At 66.4% G+C, this 19,991-nt stretch carries 20 protein-coding genes; 12 read left to right on the plus strand and 8 right to left on the minus strand.

Going from position 1 to position 19,991, the window contains the following annotated elements; translation table 11 throughout:
* Positions 1 to 13 precede the first annotated feature (13 nt).
* From CUJ89_RS27080 to CUJ89_RS27100, 5 genes are read right to left on the minus strand one after another with little or no spacing between them, the layout of a single operon-like run.
* Complete coding sequence (locus CUJ89_RS27080) at positions 14 to 1,054, minus strand: zinc-dependent alcohol dehydrogenase family protein (protein ID WP_114180407.1); 1,041 nt, start codon at positions 1,052 to 1,054, stop codon at positions 14 to 16.
* A 37-nt stretch (positions 1,055 to 1,091) separates the two neighbouring features.
* On the minus strand, positions 1,092 to 2,129 hold the full coding sequence (locus CUJ89_RS27085) for a bifunctional enoyl-CoA hydratase/phosphate acetyltransferase (protein WP_114180408.1): 1,038 nt from the start codon (positions 2,127 to 2,129) through the stop codon (positions 1,092 to 1,094).
* Positions 2,126 to 3,940: a PHA/PHB synthase family protein gene (locus CUJ89_RS27090; RefSeq protein ID WP_114180409.1), complete on the minus strand. Its 1,815-nt coding sequence runs from the start codon at positions 3,938 to 3,940 to the stop codon at positions 2,126 to 2,128. The genes CUJ89_RS27085 and CUJ89_RS27090 overlap by 4 nt, the downstream gene beginning before the upstream one ends.
* On the minus strand, positions 3,937 to 4,683 hold the full coding sequence (locus tag CUJ89_RS27095) for a beta-ketoacyl-ACP reductase (protein ID WP_114181584.1): 747 nt from the start codon (positions 4,681 to 4,683) through the stop codon (positions 3,937 to 3,939). Before CUJ89_RS27095 ends, CUJ89_RS27090 begins: the two co-directional genes overlap by 4 nt.
* The gene (locus tag CUJ89_RS27100; RefSeq protein ID WP_114180410.1) at positions 4,673 to 5,212 is read right to left on the minus strand and encodes a hypothetical protein; all 540 of its coding nucleotides are present in this window, start codon (positions 5,210 to 5,212) and stop codon (positions 4,673 to 4,675) included. The genes CUJ89_RS27095 and CUJ89_RS27100 overlap by 11 nt, the downstream gene beginning before the upstream one ends.
* Before the next feature lie 188 nt (positions 5,213 to 5,400).
* Between CUJ89_RS27100 and CUJ89_RS27105 the strand changes: the two genes are divergently transcribed.
* The 4 genes from CUJ89_RS27105 (at position 5,401) to CUJ89_RS27120 (ending at position 8,851) form a co-directional block, all read left to right on the plus strand.
* On the plus strand, positions 5,401 to 6,240 hold the full coding sequence (locus CUJ89_RS27105; protein ID WP_114180411.1) for a universal stress protein: 840 nt from the start codon (positions 5,401 to 5,403) through the stop codon (positions 6,238 to 6,240).
* Positions 6,241 to 6,248: 8 nt separating this feature from the next.
* Positions 6,249 to 7,448, plus strand: coding sequence for an acetate/propionate family kinase (locus CUJ89_RS27110; protein WP_114180412.1), 1,200 nt, complete (start codon positions 6,249 to 6,251; stop codon positions 7,446 to 7,448).
* A gap of 69 nt (positions 7,449 to 7,517) precedes the next feature.
* Positions 7,518 to 8,021: a universal stress protein gene (locus tag CUJ89_RS27115; RefSeq protein WP_114180413.1), complete on the plus strand. Its 504-nt coding sequence runs from the start codon at positions 7,518 to 7,520 to the stop codon at positions 8,019 to 8,021.
* Positions 8,018 to 8,851, plus strand: a complete 834-nt coding sequence (locus CUJ89_RS27120; protein ID WP_114180414.1) for a universal stress protein — start codon at positions 8,018 to 8,020, stop codon at positions 8,849 to 8,851. The genes CUJ89_RS27115 and CUJ89_RS27120 overlap by 4 nt, the downstream gene beginning before the upstream one ends.
* A 45-nt stretch (positions 8,852 to 8,896) precedes the next feature.
* On the opposite strand, the gene CUJ89_RS27125 is transcribed toward CUJ89_RS27120, so the two are convergent.
* On the minus strand, positions 8,897 to 9,367 hold the full coding sequence (locus CUJ89_RS27125) for a universal stress protein (protein WP_114180415.1): 471 nt from the start codon (positions 9,365 to 9,367) through the stop codon (positions 8,897 to 8,899).
* 248 nt (positions 9,368 to 9,615) lie between these two features.
* Between CUJ89_RS27125 and CUJ89_RS27130 the strand changes: the two genes are divergently transcribed.
* Positions 9,616 to 11,610, plus strand: coding sequence for a PAS domain S-box protein (locus tag CUJ89_RS27130; protein WP_114180416.1), 1,995 nt, complete (start codon positions 9,616 to 9,618; stop codon positions 11,608 to 11,610).
* Positions 11,607 to 12,254, plus strand: a complete 648-nt coding sequence (locus tag CUJ89_RS27135; protein WP_114180417.1) for a response regulator transcription factor — start codon at positions 11,607 to 11,609, stop codon at positions 12,252 to 12,254. Before CUJ89_RS27130 ends, CUJ89_RS27135 begins: the two co-directional genes overlap by 4 nt.
* 54 nt (positions 12,255 to 12,308) lie before the next feature.
* Here CUJ89_RS27135 and CUJ89_RS27140 read toward each other — a convergent pair whose 3' ends face one another.
* Entirely contained in the window at positions 12,309 to 12,791 is a 483-nt protein-coding gene (locus tag CUJ89_RS27140) for an OsmC family protein (protein WP_114180418.1), read from the minus strand.
* 525 nt (positions 12,792 to 13,316) lie between these two features.
* Between CUJ89_RS27140 and fnr the strand changes: the two genes are divergently transcribed.
* Positions 13,317 to 14,090, plus strand: coding sequence for a fumarate/nitrate reduction transcriptional regulator Fnr (gene fnr / locus CUJ89_RS27145; protein WP_114180419.1), 774 nt, complete (start codon positions 13,317 to 13,319; stop codon positions 14,088 to 14,090).
* A 25-nt stretch (positions 14,091 to 14,115) separates the two neighbouring features.
* Here fnr and CUJ89_RS27150 read toward each other — a convergent pair whose 3' ends face one another.
* Positions 14,116 to 15,105, minus strand: coding sequence for a zinc-dependent alcohol dehydrogenase family protein (locus CUJ89_RS27150; RefSeq protein WP_114181585.1), 990 nt, complete (start codon positions 15,103 to 15,105; stop codon positions 14,116 to 14,118).
* A 159-nt stretch (positions 15,106 to 15,264) separates the two neighbouring features.
* On the opposite strand from CUJ89_RS27150, the gene CUJ89_RS27155 reads away from it, so the two are divergent.
* From CUJ89_RS27155 to CUJ89_RS27175, 5 genes are all read left to right on the plus strand, one after another.
* The gene (locus CUJ89_RS27155; RefSeq protein WP_114180420.1) at positions 15,265 to 16,266 is read left to right on the plus strand and encodes an Acg family FMN-binding oxidoreductase; all 1,002 of its coding nucleotides are present in this window, start codon (positions 15,265 to 15,267) and stop codon (positions 16,264 to 16,266) included.
* Positions 16,267 to 16,317: 51 nt separating this feature from the next.
* The gene (locus tag CUJ89_RS27160) at positions 16,318 to 16,653 is read left to right on the plus strand and encodes a c-type cytochrome (RefSeq protein WP_114180421.1); all 336 of its coding nucleotides are present in this window, start codon (positions 16,318 to 16,320) and stop codon (positions 16,651 to 16,653) included.
* A 22-nt stretch (positions 16,654 to 16,675) separates the two neighbouring features.
* Positions 16,676 to 17,704 (plus strand): LOG family protein, encoded by a 1,029-nt coding sequence (locus CUJ89_RS27165; RefSeq protein ID WP_114180422.1) that lies wholly within the window; start codon positions 16,676 to 16,678, stop codon positions 17,702 to 17,704.
* Positions 17,705 to 17,843: 139 nt separating this feature from the next.
* Positions 17,844 to 18,071, plus strand: coding sequence for a hypothetical protein (locus CUJ89_RS27170; RefSeq protein WP_114180423.1), 228 nt, complete (start codon positions 17,844 to 17,846; stop codon positions 18,069 to 18,071).
* A gap of 191 nt (positions 18,072 to 18,262) precedes the next feature.
* A complete protein-coding gene (locus tag CUJ89_RS27175) occupies positions 18,263 to 19,984 on the plus strand; it encodes a SulP family inorganic anion transporter (protein ID WP_114180424.1) in 1,722 nt (573 codons plus the stop codon).
* The last annotated feature ends 7 nt before the right edge of the window (positions 19,985 to 19,991 follow it).

Below are 19,991 nucleotides of genomic sequence, written 5' to 3' on the forward strand. Positions count from 1 at the left end.
CGCCACCCGGTAATCAGCCCACTTCGATGATGACTTTCAGCGCATGAGTTTCCGCCGCGCGGCCGAACGTGTCGTACGCACGCTCGACATCGTCGAGCGAGAACCGGTGCGTGATCAGGCGCTTCGGATCGAGGCGCCCGGCGCGTATGGTCTTCAGCAGCATCGACGTGCTGACCGTGTCGACGAGCCGCGTCGTGATCGAGATGTTGCGATCCCACAGCTTCTCGAGGTGCAGGTCCGCCTTGACGCCATGCACGCCGACGTTCGCGACAACGCCGCCCGGCGCCACGAGCGAAGTGCACATCTCGAACGTCGCCGGAATGCCGACCGCCTCGATCGCGCAATCGACGCCGACGCCGTCGGTCAGCTTCATGACTTCCGCAACCGGGTCGCCAGTTAGGCCGTCGAAGCATTCGGTTGCGCCGAAGCGGCGCGCGATGTCGAGCCGGTTGCTGTCCGGGTCGATCATGATGACCTGCGCCGGCGAGTAGAACTGCGCGGTCAGCAATGCCGCCAGCCCGATCGGGCCGGCGCCGACGATCGCGACCGTGCAGCCCGGCTGTACCTTGCCGTTCAGCACGCCGCATTCGAACCCGGTCGGCAGGATGTCCGACAGCATCACGAGCGCGTCCTCGTCCGCCCCTGCCGGAAGCGGGTACAGGCTCGTCTGCGCGTGCGGGATGCGCACGTACTCGGCCTGCGTCCCGTCGATCCGGTGTCCGAGGATCCAGCCGCCGGTCGTACAGTGCGAATACAGTCCCCGGCGGCAGTATTCGCAGCGGCCGCACGACGTGATGCATGAAATCAGCACGTGATCGCCCGGCTTCAGCGAGTCGACCGCGGCGCCGACCTGCTCGACGACCCCGACCCCTTCATGACCGAGAATGCGGCCGGGTTCGCACGTCGGTACGTCACCCTTGAGAATGTGCAGGTCTGTACCGCAAATCGTCGTGCGCGTCACGCGAACGATCGCGTCAGTGGGCGACTGCAGTTCCGGCATGGGCCGCCGTTCGAGCGCCTTGCGCCCCGGCCCGTGGTAGACGAGTGCTTTCATCGCTATTCCTCCGTCGAAAGGGTTACCCGTTCATTCATCACAACTGGCGCATGCCGACCGTCCCTGCTTCGCCTTCGCAGGCAGGCGGGGCCGATGCGCGCCGAACCTGCGCCAGCAGCACCGCCAGCGCACAGGAAGCGACCCTGACGGCGACGCTGTCGGCGCGGCTCGTCAGCACGATCGGTACGCGCGCGCCCACGACGATGCCCGCGTTGGCGGCACCACCCAGGTATTCGAGCTGCTTCGCGAGCATGTTGCCCGCTTCGATATCGGGAACGACCAGGATGTCGGCGCGGCCGGCAACCGCCGAATCAATCCCCTTGTCGAGTGCCGCCCGCTGCGATATCGCGTTGTCGAATGCGAGCGGGCCGTCGACGATTGCCCCCGCGATCTGGCCGCGTTCAGCCATCTTCGCCAGTGCCGCGGCATCGAGCGTCGAGCGCATCGCCGGATTGACGGTTTCGACCGCGCACAGTACGGCCACCCGCGGGCAGGCAACGCCCAGCGCATGCGCGACGTCGACGGCGTTCTGCGTAATGGCCGCCTTCTGCGCGAGGTCCGGCGCGATGTTCACCGCCGCGTCGGTCAGGATGAACGGCCGCGGATACGCCCGCGTCTCGATCAGGAAACAGTGGGACATGCGCTTGTCCGTGCGCAGACCTGATTCCGCCGCGACGACCGCACCCATCAGCTCGTCCGTATGCAGGCTGCCTTTCATCAGCGCGCCGGCGTGGCCGGCTGCCGCGAGTTCGACCGCGCGGGCCGCTGCCGCATGGCTATGCGGCACATCTTCGATCATCCATCGGGCAAGATCGACGCCCGCCTCGTCCGCCATGCGCAATACCTTCTCGCGCGGCGCGACGATCAGCGGCTCGATCAATCCACCCAATGGTGAAGCGCTTAACGCGGCAAGCGCACCGAGACTGGTTACATCGCACGGATGCACGACGGCGATCACGAGCGGCGACGCGTTGCATGCACGCGCGATCAGCGACGGCAGCTCGCCGTCCGCGCGCGGCGACAGTCCGGGCAGGCACGCGCCGTCGGACGTATCCGGAGGCATGTTCCCGTTCATGTCTCGAGCACGTAGGCGCCAGGGGCCGCGGCGAGTCCGGCGTCCGGCGTGCGCGCCTGCACCTCGCCCGACGACCGCGCGTGCAACCAGTCGCGCCAGCACGTCCACCACGATCCGTTAACCGCAGGCGTCTCGCTCACGAAGTCGTGCCGGCTACGGTAAGGCGCGTCGGGCTCGCGGGTCGCGCAGCGATAGTGGCGTCCCGGATGGCCGGGTTCCGACACGATGCCGGCGTTGTGGCCGCCGGCCGTCAGCACGAAGGTCAGCGCGTGGTGCGTGAGCAGATGGAGCTTGTAGACGGAGCGCCAGGGCGACACGTGATCGCGCTCGGTCCCGACCACGAACGTCGGCACGCCGATATCCGACAACGCGACCGGCCGCCCGTCGACGCAGTAGTGGCCGGCCGCGAGATCGTTGTCGAGGAAGAGCCGCGTCAGGTATTCCGAATGCATGCGATACGGCATGCGCGTGGTGTCCGCATTCCACGACATCAGGTCGTTCGGCTTCGTGCGCTTGCCGAGCAGGTATTCGCTCATCATGCGCGACCAGATCAGGTCGCGTGCGTTGAGCAGTTCGAACGCAGCGGACATTTGCGCGCCGTCCAGGTAGCCCTGCCGCCACATCAGCGCGTCGAGTGCGGACAGCTCGCTGGCGTCGATGAAAAGGCCAAGCTCGCCGGGTTCGCTGAAGTCGGTCTGGGCCGCCAGCAACGTCATGGACCGCAATGCTTCGTGTTGCCGCCCGTCGCGCGCGAGCGCTGCCGCGCCGATCGCCAGCAGCGTGCCGCCGAGACAATATCCGACCGCGTGGACGGCTTCGCCGCAGATCGACCGTGCGGCGTCGAGCGCCGCCATGCACCCGTCGCGCAGATAGTCGTCGAGCCCGAGGTCGCGCGCTTCCGCGCCCGGGTTGCGCCACGACACGGCAAACACGGTGTAGCCGGAATCGACCAGGAAGCGAATCAGCGAATTGTGCGGCTGCAGATCGAGGATGTAGTACTTCATGATCCACGACGGCACGATCAGGATCGGCTCGCGCGCAACGCGGGGCGTCGTCGGGTCGTACTGCAACAATTCGCACAATGCGTTGCGCCATACGACCCTGCCGGGCGTGATTGCCACGTCGCGCCCCGGCAGATAGGCACACGCGTCATGGGCACGCGTGCCGCCAGCACGATCAAGCAATGCGTTCGCGTCGTCGAGCCAGTGCCGGATGCCTGCCGCGAGATTCGCGCCACCGCTGCGCATCGTCGCGTCGAGCACGACCGGATTGGTCGCCAGGAAATTGCCGGGCGAGCACGCGTCGAGCCATTGACGCGCGACGAATCCGACCAGTTCCTCGTGGTGGCGCTCGACGCCCGGTACGCCGCGTGTCGCGTCGCGCCACCAGCGCTGGATTGCCAGAAAGCCGTCCCGATAGGTACGGAACGGCCAGCCGGCCCACGCGGGCGCGGCGAAGCGCGGATCGGCCTCCCCCGCATGCACGGCCAGCCCGCTTGCGTCCGCTTCGTCCGCCATGCCTTTGTCCGCGGTCGATGGGGCTGCCGCCAGCCACGCCTGCATCGCGAGCCCGAAGCACTTTCCCGGCGACACGGCCAGATGCGCGCTCCAGTCGAGCATGGCCAGCGCCAGCGACACGGGCGACAGCCCGAAGGTCATCGCGGCAACGTTCGCATGAGCCGCGCGGTTCCACTGTTCGGCCGCGGTCGTCTGGGCCCGCACGCATTCGGCCGGGCTCGCGTGCTGCTCTTCCCTGCCCGATCGCTGCGTCGATTCGTGCGGGAGCGGTGCGCGCATGACGGACGCTTTCATCGCATGTGCATCCCGCCGTTGACGTCGAATTCCGCCCCGGTCGCGAATGCCCCCGCGTCGGAGCACAGGAAGGCGACGAGCGCGGCGATTTCGTCGGGGTCGCCAAGACGCCCGAGCGGAATCTGCGGCAGGATCTTCGTATCGAGCACGTTCTTCGGCACCGACTCGAGCATCGCCGTGGCCAGGTAGCCGGGCGAAACCGTGTTGACCGTCACGCCGTGCCGTGCGAGCTCGAGCGCCAGCGCCTTCGTGAAGCCATGGATGCCGGCCTTCGCGGCCGCGTAGTTCGCTTGCCCGAAGGCGCCTCTCGAACCGTTCACGGAACCGATGTTCACGATCCGCCCGAAGCCGGCGTCGATCATGCCGGGCACGAACGGCTTCGTCATGTTGAACATGCTGTCGAGATTGGTGCGCAGCACCGCATCCCACATGCTCTTGGTCATCTTCACGAAAGTGGCGTCGTGCGTGATCCCGGCGTTGTTGACGAGCACGTCGACGCGCCCGAACTCGGCCAGCACGCGTGCCGCGCAGTGCTGGCACGAATCGTAGTCGGCAACGTCTGCCTCGAACGCATGAAACGTGCGACCCGCCTCGCGTTCGTGCGTGAGCCACGTCGCGACGTGGTCGTTGCGTTCCGAATGCGACACCGCCACCGTCATCCCGGCTTCGTGCAGGCGGCGGCTGATCGCGGCGCCAAGGCCGCCCATTCCGCCCGTGACGAACGCAACGCGCTTAGCGGACATGATCGTGCTCCCGTTCGCCATCGATACCGGCCAGACGACGGGCATCATTCGGTATGCCGTCGTTGGCCCCGACGACGTCCGTGATCCCGCGCTCGAATGCCGCCATCCAGTCGCTCCACGGCATGCTGGCCTCGTTGATCACGGCCAGTCGCCCCAAATCGGGCAACCAGTCGGTCTGGTAGCGCGACAGCGCGTTGGCGCCGTATTCACGCAACCACGTGCGCCATACGCCGGCGCCTTCGTACTGCTCGCGCATGCAGAGCTCGGTGGCGTCCTGCCAGATCGCGACACTTGCGATCGCGTAGTCGCGCATCACCTGCCGGGTGGTTTCGCCGAAAGCTGTCCACGCGTTCGTTTCGGCGAACGCCTGCTGCAGACGGCGCAGCGCGTCACGGTCCCGTTCGATGCATCGCCCCGCCAGCGCATGCCATTCGTGCTGCCGGTCGCGGTTCAGCGCGACCATGCGCAACGCGAGATCGCATTCCGCGCGGCAAACGTCATTCGGTGTCGTCAAAGCGTCGGTGCTCATCGTCTTCCCTCGTTCGATCCCATCAATGGGTTGGCATCCGCCTCGTGCCGCCCGCCCGGGTCGGCATCGCGACCGCTTCACTGTGCGGCCATGGCGCACGGCTGCCGTTGATCTGAGTCAAGCGCGCGGAGAGCCTGCTTCGTAGACTGGATTGCACAGGCGGATCACCCGTCGATGGAGCGATTCCGATGAGCTACAAAAGCATGGTCGTGCACCTCGATACGAGCGCCCGCGCGCATTCGCGCCTCGAGTTCGCGTTGCGTCTCGCCCGGCGCTTCGGTGCGCATTTGACCGGACTGTTTGCCGTCTACACGCCGGAACCGCATTCGTTCTACGTGATGGCCGGTTCCGCCGACTATTTCCGCGAGCACCGCGAACAGCGCGACGAACGGCTTGCCGCGCTGGAACGCCTGTTCCACGCGGAGACGGCACGCGCGAAAGTGCCGTCGGCCTGGGTTTGCGCGGACGAGCGCGCCAATGTCGCCGTGCCGCGCGCCGCGCGCCTTGCCGACCTCGTGATTGCCGGTCAAAGCGACCCCAACGATCCCGAGACCTATATCGATGACCAGTTTCCGGAGAACCTCGTGTTGTCCGCAGGCCGTCCGGTGCTGTTCTGGCCGTACACCGGAGAATTCCCGTCGATCGGCGAACGGGTCGTCGTCGCGTGGGACGGCAGCCGGGAAGCCGTCCGCGCCGCACATGATGCGATCCCCTTTCTCGAGCATGCGAAGCGCACGACGGTCGTCGCCGTGGTCGACGGTGATTCGGAAGCCGCGACCACGCGCATTCCGGCGGCCGACGCCGCGTTGATGCTTGCGCGCCATGCGCCCGACGTCAACGTGCTCGATATCGATACCGGCGTCGGCGCGTCAATTGGCGACACACTGCTGTCGCGCGCTTATGAAACGGGCGCGGATCTGCTCGTGATGGGCGCTTATGGCCATCCGCGCTGGCGTGAACTGGTGATGGGCGGCGCCACGCGCACGGTGCTGGCGTCGATGACGCTGCCGGTGCTGATGTCGCACTGAGCCGGCCGATGCGTACGCTCGCGCTGCTCGTCGTCAATGCCGGTTCGTCGAGCGTGAAGTTCGCGCTCTTTGCGTTCCCGCCACATGGCGATCCCGCGCGGCGGCCGCTGCACGAGGGCGAAGCGGTCGAGACCGGCAACAGCGTGTCGATCCGCTTCGATGCCGAACCGGCCGGTTCGCTGCCGCTGGTCGCGGGCGATCCCTATCGCGCCGTGCTCGAGCAAATCGCGCTGTGGATACGCGTGCAGCTGCCGCATATCGCGCTGGGCGCGATCGCGCATCGGGTCGTCCACGGCGGTGCGCGGTATATGGAGCCGGTGGTCGTCGACGACGAAGTGCTGGACACGCTTCGCACGCTGACGCCGCTGGCGCCGTTGCATCAGCCGCACAGCCTGGACGCGATCGAGGTGCTGCGCGACACGTTTCCGGACGTTCCGCAAATCGCCGTGTTCGACACGGCGTTCCATCGCACGCTGCCGCGCGCCGAGCAGTTGCTGCCGCTGCCGCACGCGTGGTTCGACCGGGGTGTGCGTCGCTACGGGTTCCATGGCCTTTCGTACGAATATCTGGCCGTCGCACTCGACGAGTTGTTCGGCGCGCGTGCGCACGGCCGCGTCATCGCCGCCCACCTCGGCAGCGGCGCAAGCCTGTGCGCGATGCACGATTGCCGCAGTGTCGCGACGACCATGGGCTTCTCGGCGCTCGACGGACTGATGATGAGCACCCGTTGCGGGACGCTCGATCCCGGTGTGGTGCTCTACCTGCTCGAGGTCGGGAAGCTGTCGGGCGACGCACTGGGCCGCCTCCTGTATCACGAGTCGGGGCTCAAGGGCGTCTCGGGCGCGTCCGGCGATCCGCGTGTGCTGCTCGCGTGCGAGGCGGCCGGCGACGCGCTGGCGCGCGATGCGCTGACACTGTACGTCCATCGCATCGTGCGTGAAGCGGGCGCGCTGACCGCACTGCTCGGCGGCATCGACATGCTGGTCTTCACGGCCGGCATCGGCGAACACTCCGCGGTATTGCGCGAGCGGATCTGCGCGTCGCTCGGCTGGCTCGGCATTGAAATAGACGCTGGCGCGAATGCGGCCGATGCGCATGTCGTGTCGTCCGCGTCGAGCGCGGTCACGGTCGTTGTCGAGCCGACCAACGAAGCCTGGATCGCGGCGCGCGCCGCGGCCCGCGTGCTTCGCAGCGGTCGAGACGCTTGATCCAGATCAGCGCGATCGACGCGCACGCGTCGATGATGATTCCATCGACATCCGTTCAAGGTAAACGCCATGTACTCGAACATTCTGGTTGCGCTCGACGGCAGCGACACGTCGTCCCGCGCACTCGATGCCGCGCTGACGCTCGCGTCGGAAACGGGTGCGCGGCTGACCCCCGTCTACGTCGTCGATTTCCTGGTGCCGGCCTACGACATGTACGGATACGACCCGTCGATCCTGATCGACGCATTCCGCGAAGAGGGGCTGCGCGTCACGGAGGACGCGGCGAGACGCATGAAAGCGCGCGACGTCGCCGGCACGCCTCAGATCTCCAACGTTGCGCCGGCGGGCGAGGACATTCCGCGCCGGATCGTCACTCTTGCCGGCGAGATCGAAGCCGACCTGATCGTGATGGGCACGCATGGCCGGCGCGGTTTTCAGCGCCTGTTCCTCGGCAGCGTGGCCGAGCGCGTGCTGCGTCAGGCCACGTGCCCGGTCCTGATGATTCCGGCGAGCGGCGCATCGAAGGCGAGCGCCGAAACCACTGCGGCATCAACCGAAAAGGAGCCGTCATGAGCTACAAGACCCTGCTCGTCCATCTCGACGATAGCGAACGCTGCACCACGCGTGTCGACCTCGCGCTCGAACTCGCGGGGCGCTGGAACGCGCACCTGATCGGCCTCTACGTGGTCTGCCAGGACCTCTTCGAACCGTTGCGACGACCCGATGAACCGCTCAAGCTTGCCGTTTATGAACGTCTGTGCGAGCAGCGGCGCAAGGATGCCGAGGAGAAATTCCTCATGGCCGCCGAACGCGCGGGCCGCAGCGTCGAGTGGCAGGCGCCGTCGGGCGAAGCGACCGCCGCTGCGGTCCTGCATGCGCGCCATGCCGATCTGCTGGTGCTGGGCCAGGAAGACCCCGACGACCGCAAGACCTACGTGGCTCGCCATTTCGTCGAGGATGTCGTGATGGGCAGCGGCCGTCCGGCGATCGTCGTGCCCTACGCGGGCGACGTGCGAACGTTCGGCGAGAACGTGCTGATCGGCTGGGATGGCGGACGCGAAGCCGCTCGCGTGATGGCCGACGCGCTGCCGCTGCTCGCCCGCGCGCGCTTCGTCAACGTCGAGACGGTCGCCCGCGGGCAACCCGATCCGGACAAGACGCCGGCGGGCGTCGACGTCGCCGCGTATCTCGAACGACACGGTGTTCGCGCGTCGTTCTCGACGACACCGCGCGAACGCTCGGTCAGCGTGGGTGCGACGCTATTGAACCGGGCGACCGACCTGCATGCGGATCTGCTCGTGATGGGCCTGTACAGCCACACCCGCATGCACGAACGTGTGCTGGGCGGTGCGACGCGCACGATCCTCGAAACGATGACGGTGCCGGTACTGCTGTCTCATTGAGCTAGCGAATACGGGGCAGCCGCTTACGGCTGCCCCGTGACTTTGTCACAACACGGTTGTGCACGCGCCCGGCCCCTCCCGCACGACCAGCACCGGTCGGTCCGCGGTACGCACCAGCGATTCGGCGACGCTGCCGAGCAACGCCCGGCGAACGCCGCGACGACCATGCGTGCCCATCACGATCAGATCTGCATCGCATTCGGTTGCGGCTCGCGCCAGCACGGACGATACATCCTCGCCGCACGCGTCAATCGTTTGCGCCGTCCCGCGTACGCCACACAGGCGGAATGCGGTTTCGGCGTCCGCGACTGCGATCGCGGCCTTGTCCGCGTCCAGTCCCGCCGGGTCGCGCTGGTCGATATAGCCGCTGTCGACATCCGTCAGCCTTGGCGCATCCGATACCACACACACGGCGACGATCAGGCCGCCCGATTCTCGGGCGAGCGAGATCGCCTCGTCAAGCGCGAGCCGCGCACTGCGGCTGCCGTCGAGTGCTGCAAAGATTCGTTCATACATGACGCCTCCCTGGTGTCGTCGGGTTTCGATCGAATTGCTAAACCAGTCTGGGCCCGACGAGAGCCTTTCCGTTGACACCGGTCAAGCACGCAGGGCGGCAGCCGTACGCATCGGTCCCGATTGGCGAACGTCGGCAAAGCGCGCACAATTTCGGGCGACATCGCAGTTCCGGCACGCCCCGCTTTTCGTGCCTCGCGTCCGGCTCGCCGCAAGCCGGCCGCCGGCGAAATCCGTCAGGATGATTGGCAATGACAGTCAATACACCCTCCTTCAAGGCCGGACCAGCTCCGCCCCGGATCCGGCCCGCGCGATACGCAGCCGTGGCGGCGCTGCTGACGCTGGCGCTTGGCCTGGCAGCATCGTTCGTCGCCAGCCGACTGCTACAGAACCGGATGCAGGAGGCCGCCCAGGCACGGTTCGAGCAAACTGCGACGCTTGCGACCGCCGACCTCCGGCGCAGCCTCCTCGGCGCCGCTGCCGTGTTGCGCGGCGCGCGCAGCTTCGCTTCGGCGCTGGCAGCGCCGCAATCCGGCGACGCGTGGCGCCGTTATGTCGCCAGTCTCAATCTGGACGGCTTGCAGTCGCCAGTCCGCGGTCTCGGGAGAATCGAGCCGAGCGCCGCCGACGACGATCAGGCGACCCGACGGGCACTGCAGCGGGCGGCCGAGACCGGCAAGGTCGCGCTGGCCGCGAATGCGATCCAGGACAGCACCGATACGACGATCGCCCGCACGGAGCTGACGCTGTATTTGCCGATTTATGCGAACTCTGAAGACGGGATGTCCTCCGGGCCACGGCATGCGATCGTGACCGGGTACGTCTACGCCGCACTCGATCCGGAGCGCCTCGTCGATCCGTCCGTGCTCGATCGGCTGCGCATGGAAATCGCGGCCGACAATCCGGCTGCGCCCGTGTATTCCGGCGGCTTCGGCGCCGACGACGCCACTGGCGCCCACGATGCACTGAGGCGAACCGATTCGCTGATGTTCGGCGGCACGCCGCTCTCGCTGCGCTACAGCGCGCCGCGCACCGACATGTTCGGGGCCGCGATGGCCGTGCTGCTGGCCGGTATCGCGTTATCGCTGATACTTGCCGCGCTTGTGCAGCAGGTCGCCGCGAAGCGAACGCTCCCCGCTACGCCCGCCGGCGACAGCCAACCCACCGAGGCCAGGATGATGGGCATCATCCGGTCATCGATGGAGGCCATCATTACCATCGACGAAAGTCAGACGATTGTGATCTTCAACCCGGCCGCCGAACGCGTGTTCGGCGTCTCGGCGATGGAGGCGATCGGTGCGCCGCTCTCCCGCTTCATCCCCGAGCGCTTCCGCGCCGCGCATGCCAGCCACGTCGAGAAATTCGGTGTGACGGGTGTGTCGGAGCGCCAGATGGGGCGACAACGCGTGCTGTTCGGCTTGCGTAGCGATGGCACGGAGTTTCCGATCGAGGCGTCGATATCGCAGATTCGCGACGGCACCGACAAGCTGTACACGGTCATGTTGCGCGACGTCACCGAGCGGGTGCGAGCGGAAAATGCCCTCAAGCAGTCGCGCGAGGAACTGCGCGACCTGTCCGCCAATCTGCAGAACGTGCGCGAGGAAGAGAAAACGCGGATTGCACGCGAGTTGCATGACGACCTCGGACAGCAACTCACCGCGCTCAAGATGGATCTCTCCGCCGTGGAGCTGGGGCTGGCGGGCGTTGTCGCCCCCAACACCGGCGTGCGCGAGCAATTGGGCGGCTTGCATCGCCTGATCGATTCGACCGTTGCGTCGGTTCGGCGCATTGCCGCCGATCTGCGGCCGGTGATGCTCGACGACCTCGGTCTCATCCCGGCGATCGAATGGCTTGCAAACGATTTCACGCATCGCTACAGGATCACGGTCGACCGGGACATCGCCCCCATCGATAGCGCATTCACCAGCGCCGGGGCCACCACGCTGTTCCGCATCGTGCAGGAAGCGCTGACCAACGTCGCGCGGCATGCCGATGCGACGCACGTGAAGCTCGCATTGAAAATGGAAGACGGCTACTGCACGCTACGCATCGCGGACAATGGTCACGGCGTGCCGGAGAGCGACCAAGACGTGCACGATCGCCCTTCGTTCGGCCTGATCGGCATCCGTGAGCGCGCGCATATGCTTGACGGCTCGGTGACGATCGACAACCGGCCGGGCGCGGGATTCACGATCACGGTGGCGCTGCCACTGCACGCCATCCAGCAAGGAGATGTGCTGTCATGATCAGGGTACTCATCGCCGACGACCACGCACTCGTCAGGGACGGCCTGCGGCACATCCTGCAGAGCGCAAGCGGTTTCGAGGTCGCGGGCGAAGCGCGCGACAGTGCTTCCACGATCGCGCTCGTGCGTGACACGGCCGCGAACGTGCTGGTGCTCGACCTGTCGATGCCCGGCCGGAACGGCGTCGAACTCATCAAGCAGATCAAGGACGAGAAACCGGCATTGCATATCCTCGTGCTGACGATGCATGCCGAGCAGCAATACGCGGTACGCGCGTTCCGTGCGGGTGCGTCCGGCTACATGACCAAGGAGAGCGCCAGCGCCGAGCTGGTCGCGGCACTGACCAAGATCGCGGCCGGCGGCGTCTATGTCAGCCTGACCATGGCCGAGCAATTCGCGCAGAGTCTCAACGAGCCGACCGATCTCCTGCCGCACCAGCGCCTGTCGGATCGCGAGTTCGACGTATTTCGGCGCGTCACTACCGGCCAGTCGATTTCGGAAATCGCGCAGGCGCTTTGCGTCAGCGTCAAGACCGTCAGCACGTACAAGACGCGGATCCTCGAGAAGATGCAGATGCCGAACGACACGGCGCTCGTGCGCTATGCGATGCGCCACAAGCTGTTCGACGACCCGGACGAAATCTGATGGCGCCAAGGCTGTTAGTTGGTGTTCTCCGGCGAGCACTCTTCCCCGGCCGCGTTAGCGGCTTGCAACTGCGCGTGCGGACCGGGCAGCGCCAAGCTGCTGGCCATCGATATCCGTGACGTTCACCGTCACCGTAATGCCGTGACGAACGCTCTCCGTCACGGTACAAAACTCCTCGAACTGTGCGAGCGCGCGAGCGGCATGCGCCAGTTCCCCCCATTTCTTTCCGGCCTGCAGTTCGACCGCCATGCTTCCGACCCGCAACCGGTCCGCCGCATTGCGGATCAGTTCGATGTCGATGTGCGCGGTAACAGGGTGTGGATCGTCGCGATACTTCTGCAACGAATACACAAGACTGGCGGCAAGACTGTTCGCGACTGCTGCTCCCAGTAACCGGACCGGATTCGGCGCGCGTCCGTCACCGAGCGGCTGGAGTTCGTCGGTGAGAAGAGCCGGTGCGGCCGTGTCCGGAAATTCGACGCGGAAGCGAAACCGCTCGACCTGGATCACATCGACGATGACACGCTCTTCGTCCATTTTCGGTTTCCTCCAGAGGTCGGAATCGATTCCGCGACACGCGCCCGCAGTACCGGCGTCCGATGCCTCTACGCGGTGTCGCGTGTTACTGAACATAGTGCCTGGCGTCGCCACAGGCATTGAGTCAGGTCAATGGGATCTCCGCCCATTGCCACTGCGTTGCTGACCGCAAGCTGACGGCTCTCGTCGCCGCGATATGCGCTCGCCCCCTGCAATGACGATCGCGACAAGATGCCTCACCCCTGTAGGAAATGCCCTACAGCACTTCCACGTCTCCTACCACATCTTCAATGCCTGCTGATTTTCTTGACGTCGCGCAACATCCATACTCCTGATCAAGAAAAGCAATCACGCGTGCCTCCCGGAGCAAAGGCAGCATCATCGTCGAGACTGGCGTACCGGTCTCCCGGCCTGCCCGGTGTGGCGCTCCCATCAGGAAGGCGGCAGAGACCAAAGCCGCCGGAACAACGGCCAGCGCGACCCCGCCCCACGGGAGCTCGCCGCTGCCCCCAACTGGAGCCGATCATGCAAAGCAATGCCGATGTCTCGACGACCATGCCGTTACGCCCGTTCATCCCGTTGCATTCCGTCAACCGGGCGGACCAGCCGAAGCGCGCCACATCCCGCTGTTCGACGTGCGCATTGCGTACCGTCTGCATGCCATCCGACCTTTCACCAGATGATTTCGCACGCGTCGACGCAATGATCTGCACGACGCGCCACGTCAAACGCGGTGAGACGCTTTTCCGCGCGGGCGACGCGTTCAACAGCATCTATGCGGTAAGAACCGGGTCGTTCAAGACCATCGTGATGCACCGCGACGGCGACGAGCAGATCACCGGCTTCCAGATCGTCGGCGAATCGCTCGGGCTCGACGGCGTGCACACCGGGCACCACAACGGCGATGCGATCGCGCTCGAGGACAGCACCGTCTGCATCATTCCGTTCGGCCAGCTCGAGCAGATGTGCCGCGAAGTGCGGCCGATGCAACATCACGTGTACCAGATGATGAGCGGCGAAATCGTCCGCGAATCCGCGCTGATGCTGCTGCTCGGCACGATGACCGCCGAGCAGCGCGTGGCTGCGTTCCTGCTGAATCTTTCCACGCGCTTCAAGGCACGGGGCTACTCGGCCGCGGAATTCGTGCTGCGGATGACGCGCGACGAGATTGGCGACTATCTCGGGATGAAGCTCGAAACGGTCAGCCGCATGCTGTCGAAGTTCCAGCACAAGGGGCTCGTCGCGGCGCAAGGCAAGCAGATTCGCATCGTCGATTCGGAAAGCCTCGGGCGGATCTGACCTCACTGCGGGCGCGTCGAGTGGATCAGCCCCGCATGCTCAGCACGGCGGCACCCGACACACGCCCCATGCGCAAGTCGTCGAGTGCGCGGTTCGCATCGGTCAGCGCGTAGCGCACTGCCTCGACCTGCAGCGGCATGGCATCGGCGATCCGCATGAATTCGACCGCATCCGCACGCGTCAGGTTGGCCACCGACGCGATGCGACGCTCGCCCCAAAGCCACGCGTAGGGAAAGGTCGGGATGTCGCTCATGTGAATGCCGCCGCACACGACGATCCCGCCTTTGTCGACTGCGCGCAGCGCGACCGGCACCAGTGCGCCCACCGGCGCGAAAATGAGCGCGGCATCGAGTGTCTCCGGCGGCGTTTCGTTGCTGCCGCCAGCCCATACCGCACCCAGCGACAACGCGAGCTGCTGCGCCACGGTATCTCCGGGTTTCGTCAACGCAAACACCTTCCGTCCTTCGCGATGCGCCACCTGGGCGACGAGATGGGCTGCCGCGCCGAAACCGTAGATGCCAATCCGGCGAGCGTTGCCGGCCATTCGCAACGTCCGATAACCGATCAGGCCGGCACACAGCAGCGGTGCGGCTTCCAGATCGGAATAGCGCTGCGGCAGATGCACGCAATACCGATGGTCGGCGACGGCGCACTCGGCATAGCCGCCGTCGATCGTATAACCGGTGAATCCCGGGCTGTCGCACAGATTTTCCCGCCCGGATGCGCAATACGCGCAATGCCCGCACGTCGATCCGAGCCATGGAACGCCCACCCGGTCGCCGACGGAAAAGCCCGTCACGCCTTCGCCGAGCAAGCGCACCGTTCCGACGATTTCGTGCCCCGGAATCAGCGGCAGCTTCGGATGCGCGAGATCACCGTCGACGACGTGGAGATCGGTCCGGCATACACCGCATGCATGCACGTCGATCAGCAACTGGCCCGCCGCGGGCACCGGGTCCGGCATGCGCGCCTCGCGCAAATTCGGTGTCGTGCCGTCAAACATCATCGCAAGCATGCTCGCCTCCTCGCGCGCTTCGCCTTCCAAGGCTAGTCGCCATGCGCCGCATCCGTACGACCCGTTGACAGGCGCTTGACGTGCGTCAACGGCCGCCGGACGGTTGCTGACACGATGAAAGGACGTCATGCCGCCGGTTGGCTACCTGGAGATCCCCGAATGATATCCGTTCCCCCACTTGCCGCAAGCACCCATCCCGGCGATCACTTGAGGTCGCTGCTGGGCTATGCCGTACTGGCTCCATCCAGCCACAATTCCCAGCCGTGGCGGTTCCTCGTCAACGGGACCACGATCGCGGTCTGCGCAGACCGCGTGCGTGCCTTACCGGTGGTCGATCCGTTCGACCGCGAGTTGATCATCAGTTGCGGCGCGGCATTGCTCAATCTGCGTGTCGCGCTCAATCACGCCCGGCTCGCTCATACCATCAGCACGTTTCCTTCCGAAGTCGACCCGAATCTCCTTGCGCTGGTCCGGGTCTGCAACGACGGCTACTCCGACGCAGCCCTCGGCGCGCTGTTCGACGCGATTCCGGACCGTGTCACGACGCGCGCGCCTTTCGAATCGACGACTGTTCCGGACGAGATCCAGCATGAGCTAACCGCAGCCGGCGTCGCGGAAGGTGCCGACGTCGCCTGCGTTGACTCGATCGCGCATCGCGCACGGGTCGCCGAACTGGTCGCGGAAGCCGATCACCAGCAGTTTGCGGATCCGCGCTTCCGGCGCGAACTGGCGAGCTGGATCGATCCGCGCCGGCACGTCGACGGCATGCCGGCATTCGCGGCCGGTGTGCCGACGTTGCTGGACTTCGCAGCGCCGGTCTTGACGATGGCGGTACGGACGTTCGATCTCGGCAACGGGCTGGCCGCGCTGCATCACCAACTCGTCGGTGCATCACCGTTGATCGTCTGCATCGCGACCGTGCGCGACGATCGCGAAGCGTGGCTCGCCGCGGGCCAAGCGCTGGAGCGAATCCTGCTCGTCGCGACGCGCGCGGGCTATACGGCGTCGTACCTGAATCAGCCGATCGAGACAGCCGGGTTGCGCGCCAACCTGTGCCACATGCTAGGGCTTCGCGGCGAGCCGCAGTTGCTGCTGCGTGTCGGGCGCGGCCCGCATACGCCGCATTCGCCCCGTCGCCCGCTCGACGAAGTGATCGCCTGATCGTACCCGGTTACGCGGTACGCCGCCTCTGATCCGGACGAGGAAAAAAACATGAACGTCATGCGTTGCTCCGCCTTCTGCCTGATTGCCGCGACGGCCGGTATGGCTGCCGCGCAGACGGCCGTGCCCGAACCGACCGAACTCGTCAACGCGCAGCACTGCATGTTCTGCCATACGTCCGACGTGCCGTTCCTCGGGCCTTCATTCCACCAGATCGCGCAACGGTACCGCGGTGTTCCGAACGCCGCCGGCGAACTTGAGCGCAAGCTGCGCGTCGGCGGCCGTGCGCACTGGGGAGATACGCCCATGCCGTCGGCCGTCGATCGCGGCGGGCCGCTGCCTCCCGACGATGCGCATCAGCTCGTGCAATGGGTGCTGAGCCAGTGATCGCCCGGCCGCCCTTCCGCTCATGTCGACCGTAGCCAAACGCGTTCCTGCCGGCCTGGCGCAACGCAGCACCCGCCGCCGCACCGCACCCGACGCGACGCTCGCGCAGGCGAGCGGCAAACGGCTACGCACGCGGCCAGATGCGCTCATCGGCAACGACGGCACCCAGCGCGTCCAGCGTCGCGCACGCCGACTCGCCAACGGCCCGAACTGCACACCTGCCGACGAAGATGCGACCGTGCTGCAGCGCGCGGGCATGCGCGGCATCCGGCTGCAACTCGACTACTGGAAAGCCGAGGAGCGCCTGCAGCACGAACGCATCGGTCATGCCGTCGTGATCTACGGCAGCACGCGCATCGTTTCTCCGGCAGAAGCGAACGCGCGGCTGGACGAAGCAAACCGCCTGCTCGCCGAGCGTCCGCACGACGCGGGCCGGCGTCGTGCCGTCACGGTCGCGAGCCGGCTCGTCGAACACAGCGTGTATTACCGCGTCGCACGCGAATTCGGGCGCATCGTCGGCCGCTCCGACCGGTGCACACGCGCCGCGCGGCTCGCCGTCGTCACCGGCGGCGGCCCGGGCATCATGGAGGCCGCCAACCGCGGCGCCTACGAGCGGGGCGCGCCGAGCATCGGCTTCAATATCGAGCTACCGCGGGAACAGGCGCCGAATCCGTACATCACGCCGGATCTCTGCTTCCGGTTTCACTATTTCGCGATTCGCAAGCTGCACCTGCTCGAGCGCGCGAAAGCGGCCGTATTCTTCCCCGGCGGATACGGCACGTTCGACGAGTTGTTCGAGGTCCTGACGCTGTTGCAGACGCGCAAGATCGCACCGCTGCCGGTCATACTCGTCGGCGAAGCGTACTGGCGCCGTGCGGTCGACCTGGCGTTTCTCGCGGACGAAGGGATGATCGATCGCCGTGACCTCGACCTGTTCACCTATTGCGAGTCCGCTGCCGACATCTGGCGCGCGATCGGATGCTGGTATGCGCGGCGTCGCGCCAAGCGGCCGGCACGTCGCACCGCTTCACCGAAGCCGCGTGTCGTGTAGGAATCTGCCGACGGCATTTGCACGATTCCTACCGCAGCTTCAGGACACGCCGATTGAATCGCACGGGCGTGACAACGATACTGAAATCACGGATACCGGCTGCACGGTACACCGGTCGCGGGCCATCAGGAGAGACGTCATGCCACACGCCATCTATCGTTCCGAATCGGGCAACCGGGCCGTCAGCCAGGCCGACACGGCCGCACTCGACACGCAGGCGCTCGTCGCGCTCGCCCGCGAAGCCGGCATGCTGGTGATACTCGACGGACAGATCGGACGCGAGCGGTACGAAAGTGTGACGGGATCGATCTCCACGCTGGCCCGTTTCGCACAGGCGCTGCAGCTTTCGGCGCTCAAGGCGGCGTGATGCCGAATCGTCGTGGTGTCGCGCCGCGGCACCCCTGTCCGTTTCGACCGCATCGGCGCCGTCGCCTGACGCGATGGCCCCGCGCGCACCGCCATTTCGTGCATCGTCCGGGGCTGGCCGCCTCCCGATGAACGCGCGCTTGCCGCAGCAAGCCATCCTTTTCGCCCGGACTTCTCCCTGATGAAGCCGTGATGAACCGGCCCCTTTCCCAACGCGTCGCCCGACTGCTCCCGGGAATCGCGCTGCTCGCGAACTACCGGCGCGCGTGGCTCGCGCGCGACCTCTATGCGGGCCTGGCGCTCTCCGCGGTGCTGGTGCCGGTCGGCATGAGCTATGCGCAGGCGGCCGGCCTGCCCGCCGTCACTGGGCTCTACGCATCGATCGCCGCGTTGCTCGCCTATGCGGTGCTCGGCCCGAGCCGGATCCTCGTCCTTGGCCCGGATTCCGCACTGGCCGCGCTGATTGCCGGGGCCATCGCACCGCTCGCCGGCCATGATCCGCAGCGGGCCATCGCGCTTTCCGGCGCGCTGGCACTGTCGGCCGGCACGATCTGCATCCTGCTCGGTACGCTCGGCCTCGGTTTCGTCACCGACCTGCTGTCGCGCCCGATCCAGTATGGTTACCTGAACGGGATCGCCATCGCCCTCGCAGTGGGCAGGCTGCCCGAGCTGTTCGGCATGTCTGTACCGGGCAACGACGTGTTCTCCAGCCTGCCTCACATCGTGCGAGCGCTCGTCGAGCACCGGTTTTCTACCGATGCCTGTCTGCTCGGCGTGGGCGCTCTCGCGGCGATCTCGGTGATGAAGCGCCTGATGCCGCGGTGGCCCGGCGTGCTGATCGCCGTGCTGGCGGCGACCCTGGCCGCACGCGTGTCACCGTTGCACGGGATCGCGACGGTCGGTGCGTTGCCTGCCGGCACGCCCGCACCCCATCTTCCGGCGGTCTCGCTCGCCGACGTGACGGCGCTCGCGTCCGGCGCGATCGCCGTTGCACTGGTGTCGTTCGCCGACATCAGCATGCTGTCGCGCGCCCTTTCCGCTCGTGCAGGCGACACGCCGGACCGCAACCAGGAACTGGTTGCATTGGGTGCCGCCAATCTGCTGGCCGGCGTGATGCAGGGCTGCGCGGTCAGCAGCAGCGCGTCGCGCACACCGGTCGCGATTGCCGCGGGCGCGCAAAGCCAGGTCACGAATCTCGTCGCGGCGGCCTGCATCGCGATACTGCTCATTGCCGCGCCGACGCTGCTGACGCTCGTCCCGCGCGCGGCACTGGCCGCTGTCGTGATCTACGCTGCCTTCGGCATCGCCGACGTCCGCAGCGTCGTCCGACTGTACCGAATGCGCCGTGGAGAATGCCTGATTTCGGTGCTGTGTTTTGCAGGCGTCATCGGCATGGGTGTCGTACCCGGCATCCTGCTCGCCAGTGCGCTGTCGCTACTGTCATTCGTCTGGCGGGCCTGGCATCCGTACGATGCGGTGCTTGGCCGGCTGACGGGCGTGCGCGGCTATCACGACATCGCGCGACATCCGGACGCCGTGCAAACACCGGGGCTCGTGCTGTTTCGCTGGGATGCCCCGCTCTTCTATGCGAACGTCGAAATCTTCTGCGAGCATCTGCGCGCCGCGCTCGCGCGGTCGGCAAGCCCGGTCGATCGAATCGTCGTCGCGGCGGAGCCTGTCACCGATATCGATGTCAGCGCCGCGGATAGGCTCGTGGCACTTCGCGAGGAACTCAGTGAGCAAGGAATCGCGCTGAATTTCGCGGAAATGAAGGGGCCTGTGAAGGATCGCCTGCGCGCTTACGGCTTGTTCGACGTATTCGGACCAGCCAGCTTCTTTCCGACCGTGACCGACGCCGTCGCGCATCATGTTCAGCGACAAAACGAACATGTGCGCGCCGGTGAACAAAGCTAGCCACATG

Source organism: Burkholderia pyrrocinia (genome assembly GCF_003330765.1).
In the GTDB taxonomy this organism is placed as follows: domain Bacteria; phylum Pseudomonadota; class Gammaproteobacteria; order Burkholderiales; family Burkholderiaceae; genus Burkholderia; species Burkholderia pyrrocinia_B.